Below are 11,333 nucleotides of genomic sequence, written 5' to 3'. Positions count from 1 at the left end.
GCCGCGATCCGGGCACACCGCGACCTCGTCGGGCGCGTCGACGCCGACGCCGGCCAGGTGCAGGCCCGCACGTTCCTGGGCGCTGGCGCGGAGGCCGAGTCGGTGGCCGACCTGCTCCGTCGCGAGCATCTGGAGAACGGCGTCGCCTGGGACGCGATGGCGGTCCTGGTCCGCACGGCCGAGCGGATCGGCCGGTTGCGCCGCGTGCTGGCCACCGCCGGCGTTCCGGTCAGCGTCGACGGTGACGACCTGCCGGTCGCCCAGGAGCCGGCCGCCGCCCTGCTCCTGCTGGCGCTGCGCTGCGCGGAGGATCCGGCCGGGGCGCTCACCGTCGACGCGGCGCGCACCCTGCTCACCTCGCCGCTCGGTGGAGCGGACCCGGCCGGGCTGCGGGCGCTGGGCCGGGCGCTGCGCGCCTTCGAGCGCGACGCGGGGTCCGAGTATCCGGCGCCGTCGGCGGAGCTGTTGCGGGCGGCGATCGCCGAGCCCGACCACTGGCTGGCGACGATCCCCGACGACCTGGCCGGGCCGGTCCGGTGGGTCGGCGGTCTGCTGCGGACGGCCGGTCAGGCGTTGCGGGACTCCTCGGGCGCCCCGGAGGACGCCCTGTGGGCGCTGTGGTCGGCGAGCGAGTGGCCGGCGCGGCTGCGATATGCCTCGGCGGCCGGGGGCGCCGCCGGGCGCGCGGCCGACCGTGACCTCGACGCCGTCGTGGCGCTCTTCGATGCCGTCACCCGGCTGGGCCAGCGGCGCGGGCCGGGCGGTGGCGTCGCCTCCCTGGTCGCGGAGCTCACCCGCCAGCAGATCGCCGGGGACGTCCTCGAGCCGGCCGGGGAGTCCGTGCGCCGCCGCGGGGTGCGGCTGCTGACCGCCCATCGCGCCAAGGGGCTCGAATGGGAGGTCGTCGCCGTCTGCGGAGTGCAGGACGGCACCTGGCCCGACTTGCGGGAGCGGCATTCGCTGCTCGGCGCGGAGCAGCTCGACGCGCCGTCCCGGGGCGGGTTGCGCCCGCCGCTGACCCGCCAGGACCTGCTCGCCGACGAACGTCGGCTGTTCTACGTCGCGCTGACCAGGGCGCGGCGCCGGCTGATCGTCACCGCGGTGAACAGCCCCGAGGACGACGGCAGCCTGCCGAGCCGCTTCCTTGAGGAACTGGGTGTAGCGGTGGAGCATGTGCCCGGTCGCCAGGTCCGGCCGCTCACCCTGGTCGGCCTGGTCGCGACCCTGCGCCGGCTGGCGACGGAACCGGGCTCGAGCCCCGCGATGCGCTCCGCCGCGCAGGCCCGCCTCGCCGCGCTCGCCGCGGCACGGGACCAGGCGGGCCGGCCCCTGGTGCCGGCCGCGCACCCGGACACCTGGTGGGGGCTGCTCGACCCCACCACGTCGGATATTCCTGTCGTCCCGGTGGCCGGGCCGATCCGGCTGTCCGGCTCGTCGCTGTCGAGCATCGGCGCCTGTTCCCTGCGGTGGTTCCTCGAGCACGAGGCGCACGCGGTCACCCCGGTCTCGACCGCGCAGGGATTCGGCAAGGTGGTGCACGCCCTGGCGGACGAGGTCACGACCGGGCGGACCCCGGCCGACCTCGCCGCGCTCGACGCCCGGCTGAACACGGTGTGGCGGCAGCTGGACTTCGACGCCCGCTGGCGCTCCGATCAGGAGCGCGCGGCCGCCCGCGAGGCGCTCGCCCGCTTCCTGGACTGGCACGCCGCCGAGCGCGGTCGGTGCGTGATCGACGCGGAGGTCAGGTTCTCCTGCGACCTGCGGGTCGCCGGGCGGGACGTCCAGCTGCGCGGATTCATCGACCGGCTCGAACTGGACGAGGCCGGCCGGGTCCACGTCATAGACTTCAAGACCGGTCGGACCGCGGTCGCTCCTGCCGAGCTCGCCACCCACCCCCAGCTGGGTAGCTATCAGCTCGCCGTGCGGGCCGGCGCGCTCGACGATGTGCTCGCGGCCGCGGCGCCGGATCAGCCCCGGCCGGTGCCTGGCGGGGCGGAGCTCGTCCAGCTCCGGCGGGATGCCGGCGGTGCGGCGGCCGGCCCGCGGCTGCCGGGGGAGCGGCCTGGCCCGCCGGAGGTCCAGGCCCAGGATGCGCTGCCTCCCGACGGCGCGACCTGGATGGACGAGGTGCTCGACGCGGCGGTGCGCACCATCGACGCCGAGGCGTTCCGGCCGACGCCCGGCGACCACTGCACGCTGTGCACCTTCCAGACGAGCTGCTCCGCGCGGCCCGAGGGACGTCAGGTGGTCGAGTGAACCCGCGGGTGGAGCAGCCGGGCGCGGGCGCCCACGTGACGATTCCCCGCCAGCCGTTCCTGCCCGGTTTCGACGGCGGCGTCGACGGTGACCCGGCGGGCGGCGTCGCCGGTCCCCGGCTCGACCCGGATGACCTGCGCGACCTGCTGGAGGTCCCGTACACCGACGAGCAGATCGCCGCGGCCACCGCTCCGCTCGAACCGGGGGTCATCATCGCGGGCGCGGGATCCGGCAAGACCTCGGTGATGGCCGCGCGGGTGGTCTGGCTCGTCGCCACCGGGCAGGTGCGGCCCGACCAGGTGCTCGGACTGACCTTTACGACGAAGGCGGCGGCGGAGCTGTCCGGTCGGGTGCGGCTGGCGTTGCGCAAGGCGTCGGCCGGGGCGGGCCCGGGTGGACCGGCCGCGGACGGCAAGGTGGACGGGGAGCCGACCGTCGCCACCTACCATGCCTTCGCCGGGCGGCTGGTCGTCGACAACGCCCTGCGGCTGGGGCTGGAGCCGGACCTCCAGCTGATCTCCGGCGCGGCCCGCTACCAGCTCGCCGCCCGGGTCGCCCGTTCCCACGGCGGGAAGGTGGAGGCGCTGACACGTTCGCTGGGCGCGCTCGTCGGCGAGCTCGTCGCGCTGGACGCCGAGATGAGCGAGCACCTGGTCGATCCGGCGGGCCTCGTCGCGTTCGACGGCGCGCTGCTCGCCGAGATCGACGCGGCGCTGCGGCGCGCCGAGCAGCGGCGGGGCACCCGGGGCGTCCGCCGGGAGCTGCGCCGGTGCGCGGCCGCAGCCCGGGGGCGCCGGGAGTTGGCCGCTCTGGTGGCGGAGTACCGGGCGGCCCGGCGGGAACGCGACGTCCTGGACTTCGGTGACCAGGTCACCTGTGCCGCGAGGCTCGCCGAGACCATGCCGGAGGTCGGTCGGGCCGAGCGGGCGCGGGCCGGTGTCGTCCTGCTTGACGAGTACCAGGACACCTCGGTGGCCCAGCGGCGGATGCTCACCGGCCTGTTCGGCGGCGGGCATCCGGTCACCGCCGTCGGCGACCCCTGTCAGGCGATCTACGGCTGGCGCGGGGCGTCGGTGGCGAACCTCGACCACTTCCCCACGCACTTCCCCGGGGCCGATGGCACGCCCGCGGCCGTCTACGAACTGTCGGTGAACCAGCGCAGCGGCGGCCGGCTGCTCCGCCTCGCCAACACCGTCGCCGCACAGCTGCGGGCCCGTCACCGCGTCGTCGAGCTCCGCCCGCGGCCCGACGTGGCTGAGCAGGGCGAGGCGGTGGTCGCGTTGCACGTCAGCTGGGCCGATGAGGTGGCCTGGATCGCCGACCAGCTCCGCCGGGTGGTCGACGCCGGCACCGCTCCCGGCGGCATCGCCGTGCTGGTCCGGGCCCGTGGCGACATCCCCGCGCTGTTTACCGCGATGCAGGCGGCCGGGCTGCCCGTCGAGGTCGTCGGGCTGACCGGGCTGCTCATCGTCCCGGAGGTCGCCGAGATCGTGGCCATGCTGGAGGTGCTCGACTCGCCGACGGCGAACGCCGCGCTCGTCCGGCTGCTCACAGGGCCGCGGGTGCGGCTCGGCCCCCGGGATCTCGCCGCGCTCGGCCGCCACGCGCGCGAGGCGGCGCGGGTCCCGGACCCGGTCGGCGATCCGGACCTGCCAGGACGGTCCGATCCACTCGCCGAGGCGGTCGCCGACGTCGACCCCGCCGACGTCGTCGCCCTGTCGGACGTCCTCGACGACCCCGGGCCGGAGATGTCCGCGCCGGGGCGCGCCCGGGTGCGCCGGCTCGCCGCCGAGATCGCCGCGCTGCGTGGGCACGTCGGCGAGGGCCTGCTCGACCTGCTGCACCGAGTGGTCGCGACGATCGGGCTGGATGTGGAGCTCACGGCGACCGAGGTGGCGGTGCGGGCCCGGCGCCAGGAGAACGTCGCGGCCTTCCTGGACGTGGCCGCGGGCTTCACCGATCCCGACGGCACGAACTCCCTGCCCGCGTTCCTCGGATTCCTCCGGGCGGCGCGGGAGCACGAGCGGGGTCTCGACGTCGCCGGGCCGTCCGGGGCCGACGCGATCGCCCTGATGACGATGCATCGCTCCAAGGGCCTGGAATGGGAGGTCGTCGCCGTCCCGAACCTGACCAGCAAGGTGTTCCCCGACCTGACCGTGCGCGACCAGTGGACCACCTCCCCGGGCGTGCTGCCGATCCCGCTGCGCGGCGACACCGACGATCTGCCGGCGTTCACGGTCTCCGCCGAGAAGGCCGCCCTGGACGCTTTCCGGGCCGATGCCCGTCAGTACGCCGAGCGGGAGGAACGCCGGCTCGCCTACGTCGCGGTCACCCGGGCGAAGTCGCTGCTGTTCGCGAGCGGGCACTGGTGGGGACCCACCCAGAAGACCCCACGCGGTGCCTCGGTGTTCCTCGACGAGCTCGCCGAGCACGCCCGCACCGGCGGTGGGCGGGTCGACGTCTGGGCGCCGGAGCCGGCGGAGCGGACCAACCCGGCGCTGGCGACGCCGGAACGGTTCGCCTGGCCGATCCCCTACGAGCCGGAGCCGTACGCCCGGCGCCTCGCCGCGGCCGAGGGGGTCATGGCGCGGCTGGCCGCGCTGAGCGTACCGGGGGCGTCGGCGGAACCGGCCGGGGAACCGTTCGTCGACGATCCGGCCGGGATGACGGCGGCCGAGCGCGCCCTGCTCGCCGAGCTCGACCGGGAGGCCCGGCTGCTGCTCGCCGAGGAACGCGCGGCACGCCTCGCGCGGACCGATGTCGCCCTGCCGGCGAGCCTCACCGCGTCCCAGATCGTCCGGCTGCGCGCGGACCCGGAGGCGTTCGCCCGTGAGCTGGTCCGGCCGCTGCCGTGCCGTCCGGTGGCCGCGGCCCGGCGCGGCACCCGGTTCCACGCCTGGGTTGAGGAGATCTTCGACTACCGTGCACTGATCGACACCGAGGATCTGCCCGGCGCGGCCGACGCGGAGCTCACCGACGACGATCTGCGCTCGCTGCAGCAGGCGTTCCTGCGTACCGAGTACGGTGCCCAGCGGCCGTTCGCGATCGAGGAACCCTTCGAGCTCTGCCTTGCCGGGCGGATCGTGCGCGGTCGCATCGACGCCGTCTACGACCTCGGCGGCGGTCGCTGGGAGGTGGTCGACTGGAAGACCGGCCGGTCCGATGCCGACGATCTTCAGCTCGGGATCTACCGGCTGGCCTGGGCCCGGCTGCGGGGCGTCGACCCGAGCGCGGTCGACGCCGCCTTCCTGTACGTGCGCACCGGCGCCGTTGTCCGGCCCCCGACGTTGTCCGAGGAGGAGCTCGCTGACCTGCTCGCGAGTCCGAGCACCGGGCCCGCCGCGGGTCAGGCCCGCGGGTCGGCGAGGTCGACGGACAGCGCCAGGTGATCCGAGATGGGCACGCGGCGGGCCTGCACGGCGATGATCCTGCCTACCGGCCCGCGGGCCAGCACATGGTCGAGCTGCACCCGCGGGGAGTGCGCGGGGTAGGTGGGCGTCACCGCCAATCGGCGCCAGCGGGTGAGCGCGGCCGGTAGCCGGCCGGGCAGGTTCAGATCGCCCAGCAGGACCAGCGGTCCCGGGACGTCCGCGAGCCGGCGGGCCAGCCGGCGCAGTTGCACGGCGTTCCACCCCGGCACGAACGACAGATGGGTGTTGACCACGGTCAGCGGGCCCCCGGCCGACTCCACCCGCGCGGCGATCGCGGCCCGCGGCTCGTCGTCGAGCATGATCAGATGCCCCCGCCTGCCCGGACCCCCCGGTATCGCGATCGGGGACCGCACCGGCGCCCGGCCGAGGTCGATCACCCGCCACTCGCGGACGGGCAGCCGGCTGATCAGAGCGATGCCGTACGCTGGCTCGTCGTCCCGGCGCTGCCCGTCAGCCGGCCGCCAGCCCACGCCGGGCGTGCCGAAGACGGTGGGGACGAACCGCCAGTCGTCGTCGCCGGCTCCGATCACCGCCGCCGCCTCTGCGGCGAGGTCCAGCCCACCCGATCGTGGCTGGTCGAGATCGACCTCCTGGAGCCCGAGGACGTCCACGTCGAGAGCGGAGACGGCCGCGGCGAAGCGGGCGGGCTCGACCGTCCCATCCGTGAGCGACAGGCCGTGCATGATGTTGAAGGAGCCCAGCCGCACGCCTGGACCGTATCGGATGCGAGGTCCGTCACGGCCCGGGTGACCGACCCCGCACCGCCGCGAGACGGCGGGAGCCCGGGCCCCGGCCCTCGTCCGTGTCCTCGCGGACCGCGGCACTCACCGGGTCGGTGGCCACGTCCTCGGCAGCCCCGGCGCGCAGCACCAGTTCGAGATCGAAGCGGGTGTCAGGGTCCTCCAGGCATGGTCCGAACAGCTCGCGAAGCTGGTTGACCCGGTAGCGGACGGTCTGCGGATGGATGTGCAACCGCTCGGCGATCAGCCCGCGCTGACCCCGCAGGGTCAGCCAGTGCAGGAGGGTCTCGGCCAGCCGTTCCCTGGTCCGGCAGGGCAGCCCGTCGAGGGGAGCGAGCCGGCGGGACGCAAGGTCGGTGATAAGCCCGGGGTCGCTGGCCAGCAGCAGGGCGCTGAGATGTTCGTCGGTGAACAGGGGGTCGGCCGCGGCGATGCCGCGAAGCCGCCCGGCGCTCCGGGCATCGCAGGCGAACCTCGCCCGCGCCGCGCTCGCCGCCGCCTGCCCCCACGGCACGGCCGGTCCCACCACCGCGGCGAGCCCGGCGAGCTGTTTCGCCAGTGCCGCCCGGGTGGCCGCCCGCTCGGTCGAGCCGACGAACATCCAGATGTCTCCCCCCTGCACGGCGCGCGGGCAGCCCGAGGGCAACCGGGAGGGGAGCGAGCCTGCCCAGGGGTCGGCCTCGTGGTTGCCCTCGCTATCAGCCGGGTGGGTGCCCGGATGGCCGGCCGGGTGGGTGGCCGCGGAGCCGGTCGGGGCGGGGACGAGCACGGCGGCCAGCCGGCCGGGCAGCCGCACGCTGCCGGAACGGGCGACCTGCGCGATCGCCCCGCCGGTCGCGCCGGACAGCAGCATCTCGCCCAGCCGGTCCCACAGCCGCTCCAGTTCACCGGCCGCGGTGTACTGCTCGGACGCGTAGCCCTCGGCGGAGGCCGCGGAGATGCCGTCGATGTAGGCGAACATCATCTCGGCGAGGGACACCAGCGCCGGGCCGTCCAGCCCGCCGCGGCGGGCCGCCGCCTCCCCGAGGCGGCGCCAGGAGACGCGGGCGCCCACCCGGTAGGCGCTCAGCAGGTTGTCCAACGACCGTCCCGCGTACACCTCGCCGCGGCCGAGACGGACATAGACCTCCCGGCTGGCGGCGAGGTCGAGAGTGCAGTGGGGACCGGCCTCGACCAGGCTGAGGAAGCGGAACAACGCCTCGTCGACTCCGCGGCGCACCTCATGGCCGAACTTGCCTTCCAGCGGGCGCGCGTAGGCGGGAACCTCCCGGGCGATCGCGGCGATGATCTCTTCACCCAGAGCGTCGAACTCGGCGGTGAGGATCTCGCTCAGCCCGGCTGGAAACTGTCCCATGGGAACAGTTTGCCGCCCGACAGTCGCAATCTCCCGCACCTCGTCCTCTGGGCGGGCCGCCCGTGGCCGTCTGGGCGGGGCCGCCCGTGATCGTCGCCGGCGGCCGGCGGAATCGGCTCCGGGCGGGCCGGGGCACGGCCTCCCGTGGCCATGACTTGGGATGGGTGTCCTCTTCGCCACCGGCGCGGCCCGCCGGGCAGTAGCGTTGGCAACTGTGTCCCCGCCTAGAGAACCCGGCCCGGCCGCGTCCACCGCGATGAAGTCGGCCCTGCCGGCATCCTCCTATCCGATCGAGCGGACCCGGCTCGGTAACGGCCTGCGCGTGCTGCTCGCCCCCGACCACACCGCGCCGGTGGTGGCCGTCTCGGTGCACTACGACGTCGGGTTCCGATCCGAGCCTGAGGGCCGTACCGGATTCGCTCACCTGTTCGAGCACCTGATGTTCCAGGGCAGCGAGAACGTCGGCAAGGCCGAGCATCCGAAGCACGTCCAGGCCGCCGGCGGAATCTTCAACGGATCGACGCACCCGGACTACACGGACTATTTCGAGCTGCTCCCGGCCGGGGCGCTCGAACTGGCCCTGTTCCTGGAGGCGGACCGGATGCGGGCACCGAAGATCACTCGCCAGAACCTGGACAACCAGATCGCCGTGGTGCAGGAGGAGATCCGGGTCAACGTCCTGAACCGCCCCTACGGGGGATTTCCCTGGATCAAGCTGCCGCCGGTCGCGTTCGACACCTTCCCGAACGCCCACAACGGCTACGGGGATTTCTCCGAGCTCGAGGCCGCGAGCCTGGACGACGCCGAGGACTTCTTCGACAAGTACTACGCACCGGGCAACGCCGTGCTGACCATCGTCGGCGACATCGACCCGGAGGAGACGCTTACCTTCGTCCGCCGGTACTTCGGTGACATCCCCGCCCGCTCGGTGCCGACGCGGGTGAGCTTCGCCGAGCCGGTGCCGAGTACCGAGCGCCGGGCGGTGCTCACCGACCCGCTCGCGCCGCGCGCCGCCCTGGCGGTCGGCTACCGGGTGCCCGACCCGATCGACGACCTGTCCACCTACCTGTCCTACTACCTGCTTACCGAGATCCTCAGCGACGGCGACGCCAGCCGGCTCGAACGCCGCCTGGTGCAGAAGGACCGTTCGGTCATCGGGGTGAGCACCTACCTCGGCACCTTCGGGGATCCGTTCGAGCAGCGTGACCCGCTGCTGCTGACCCTGGAGGCCCGCCAGTCCGAGGACGCGAGCGCGGACGCCGTCCTCGCCGCCGTCGACGAGGAACTGGCGTGGCTGGCGGGTGAGGGCCTGGCGGACGGCGAGCTGGAGCGGGTGCAGGCGCGGGTGGCGTCCTCGCTGCTGCGTGAGTCCGACGACGCGCTGGGACGGGCACTCGCCATGGCTGTGCACGAACTGCAACGGGGACGTCCCGAGCTGGTGAACGAACTGCCCGCGGAACTGTCCGCGGTGACCGGGGAGGCCGTCGCCGCGGCCGCCCGGGTGCTTCTCGACCAGGGCCGCTCGGTCCTGGAGCTGCGTGCCGGCGCCGCCTCATGAGCGGCAGCGCGCTGAGCTCGACGACCACCCGGGCGGCGGTCATCCCGGCCGTGCGCCCGACCGTCCCGGCGGAGCTGCCGGCTGTCAGCGACCACACTCTCGACAACGGTCTGCGGGTGCTGGTGGTGGAGCGGGCTAGTGTGCCCCTGGTCGAGGTGCGGCTGCGGATCCCGTTCGCCGGCGTCGGCGCCGTGCACCAGGCCCGGGCCGAGGTGCTCGCGGAGACGCTGTTCACCGGATCACACCGCTTCGACCGGGTGGGCCTGGCCACCGAGGTCCAGCGCCTGGGCGGATCGTTGTCGACCGGGGTCGACGCCGACCGGCTGTCCATCGTCGGTTCCGCCCTCGCGGTGAACCTCGAACCCCTGTTGGGAATCATGGCCGAGGTGCTCCTCGGTGCCACCTACCCGGACGACGAGGTCACCGGCGAACGCGACCGGATCGTCGAGGACACGGCGATGGCCCGCAGCCAGCCCGCGGTCATTGCCCGGGAGGCGCTGCTCGGCCGGCTCTTCGGTGACCACCCCTACGCCATCGGCATCGCCGAGCCGGAGACCGTCGGACAGGTCGGCCCCGAGGACGTACGGGCCCTGCACACCGAACGGATCTCCCCGGCCGCCGCGATCCTCACCCTGGTCGGGGCCGTGTCGGCGCCGCGTGCTCTCGCGGCGGTCTCCGCCGCGCTCGGCGGTTGGACGGGCGGGCCCGCGCGGGCCGTCCCGCCGGTCCCGGCCCTCACCACCGGCCCGATCGTCATCGTCGACCGTCCGGGTGCCGTGCAGACCAACATCAGGCTGGGCGGACCGGCCCTGGGCCGCTCCGCGCCCGGATACCCGGCGCAGCGGCTGGCGAGCACCATCTTCGGTGGTTACTTCAGTTCCCGGCTGGTCAACAACATCCGCGAGGACAAGGGCTACACCTACTCCCCGCGCAGCTCGATCGATCACTACCAGGCGGGGTCACGGTTCACCGTCGCCGCGGACGTCGCCACCGAGGTGACCGGGCCCGCGTTGCTGGAGATCTTCTACGAGCTCGGGCGGATGGCGGTTCTACCGCCCAGCGAGGAGGAGCTCGACGCCGCCCGCCAATACGCCGTCGGCACGTTGGCACTGGGCAGTGCGACCGCCGCCGGTCTCGCCTCGACGCTGTCGGCGCTGGCCGGGGCCGGGATCGGGGTCGAGTACCTGCGTGATCACCCGCGCGCCCTCGCCGAGGTCGGCGTGGGCGACATCCAGGCGGTGTCGGCGGGCCTGCTCGCCCCGGCAAAGCTGATCACGGTGCTCGTCGGGGACGCGGCCAGGATTTCCGCGGCCGTGGGGGCACTGGGCATCGTCGCGTCCTGAGCACCGGGCCCGTACCGGTCCCCGGGGTCCCGGTCCCGCGGGGTCCCGGGTCCGGCGGGGCGTGCTCAGTGCCTGGTGGAGGTGGGACGCGGGGGTGCGGGGCGGGGCGCGCCGCCGCCGGGGCTCGGTGCCGGTGGTCCACCGCCCGGTGGGTTGCCGCCGCGCCCACCGAGCTCGCCCGGTAGCACGGCGCGTGGGTCGCCCACCGAATCGACCACCTGCCGAGCCAGATCGTGCACCCTGCGTCCCATTCCGCGAGCGGTGCGCCGCAGCCGCTCGAAGGCCTCCCGCGGGTGGATGTGGTTACGTTCGGCGAGGACCCCGATGGCCTGTTCCACGATTACGCGGGAGGCCAGCGCGTGTTCCAGCTGGACGACGGACAGCCGGAGCTGCTCGACCTCGCTCAGGTCACGATCGGGGCGGCGGGGCCGGCCGGGCGGGGCGAGATCCTCGGCCAGCAGATCGGCGAGCACCATTGCCGAGAGGAGGTCGCCGACCGGCCGGATCTCGGCTCCGGGACCCTCCACGACCCACCCGGCGGGAGTACGTCGAAGGCGCATGTCCGAGGGGCTCCGGCGGGGGCCGGTTCCCGCCCCGGTCCCGCCCGCCGCGGACGGCGGCCCGGCCCGGCCCGGCGGCCCGGGCCGGACC

The 11,333-nt window shown here is 74.6% G+C and carries 7 protein-coding genes; 4 read left to right on the top strand and 3 right to left on the bottom strand.

Annotated elements, in window-relative coordinates; all coding sequences use genetic code 11:
* Both AC08OQ_RS12115 and AC08OQ_RS12110 read left to right on the top strand, forming a co-directional pair.
* On the top strand, positions 1-2,256 hold a 2,256-nt coding region (locus tag AC08OQ_RS12115; RefSeq protein WP_476612051.1), incomplete at its 5' end, for a PD-(D/E)XK nuclease family protein.
* Positions 2,253-5,645 (top strand): ATP-dependent helicase, encoded by a 3,393-nt coding sequence (locus tag AC08OQ_RS12110; RefSeq protein ID WP_476612050.1) that lies wholly within the window; start codon positions 2,253-2,255, stop codon positions 5,643-5,645. The genes AC08OQ_RS12115 and AC08OQ_RS12110, both read left to right, overlap by 4 nt.
* On the opposite strand, the gene AC08OQ_RS12105 is transcribed toward AC08OQ_RS12110, so the two are convergent.
* Positions 5,603-6,394: an endonuclease/exonuclease/phosphatase family protein gene (locus tag AC08OQ_RS12105; protein WP_462186495.1), complete on the bottom strand. Its 792-nt coding sequence runs from the start codon at positions 6,392-6,394 to the stop codon at positions 5,603-5,605. The genes AC08OQ_RS12110 and AC08OQ_RS12105 overlap by 43 nt on opposite strands.
* A gap of 28 nt (positions 6,395-6,422) precedes the next feature.
* A complete protein-coding gene (locus AC08OQ_RS12100) occupies positions 6,423-7,781 on the bottom strand; it encodes a PucR-like N-terminal domain-containing protein (RefSeq protein ID WP_476601596.1) in 1,359 nt (452 codons plus the stop codon).
* 256 nt (positions 7,782-8,037) lie between these two features.
* Here AC08OQ_RS12100 and AC08OQ_RS12095 point away from each other — a divergent pair, with 256 nt between their 5' ends.
* Positions 8,038-9,339 carry a M16 family metallopeptidase gene (locus AC08OQ_RS12095; RefSeq protein ID WP_476601598.1) on the top strand — a complete coding sequence of 434 codons (1,302 nt, stop codon included), beginning with the start codon at positions 8,038-8,040 and terminating at the stop codon, positions 9,337-9,339.
* Positions 9,336-10,682, top strand: a complete 1,347-nt coding sequence (locus tag AC08OQ_RS12090) for a M16 family metallopeptidase (RefSeq protein WP_462202839.1) — start codon at positions 9,336-9,338, stop codon at positions 10,680-10,682. Before AC08OQ_RS12095 ends, AC08OQ_RS12090 begins: the two co-directional genes overlap by 4 nt.
* A 65-nt stretch (positions 10,683-10,747) precedes the next feature.
* Here the strand turns inward: AC08OQ_RS12090 and AC08OQ_RS12085 are convergent.
* Positions 10,748-11,333, bottom strand: a 586-nt coding sequence (locus AC08OQ_RS12085) for an ANTAR domain-containing protein (protein ID WP_476612049.1), incomplete at its 5' end; no start/stop codon positions are given.

Source organism: Frankia sp. CcCS3 (assembly GCF_977927575.1).
Note: the sequence above shows the minus strand (reverse complement) of the source record. Positions and strands in the feature narration are given on the sequence as shown.

Excerpts from the sequence above, each read along its gene's own strand:
- AC08OQ_RS12095 (WP_476601598.1), top strand. The coding sequence starts at position 8,038 with ATGAAGTCGGCCCTGCCGGCATCCTCCTATCCGATCGAGCGGACCCGG.
- AC08OQ_RS12100 (WP_476601596.1), bottom strand. The coding sequence starts at position 7,781 with ATGGGACAGTTTCCAGCCGGGCTGAGCGAGATCCTCACCGCCGAGTTC.
- AC08OQ_RS12090 (WP_462202839.1), top strand. The coding sequence starts at position 9,336 with ATGAGCGGCAGCGCGCTGAGCTCGACGACCACCCGGGCGGCGGTCATC.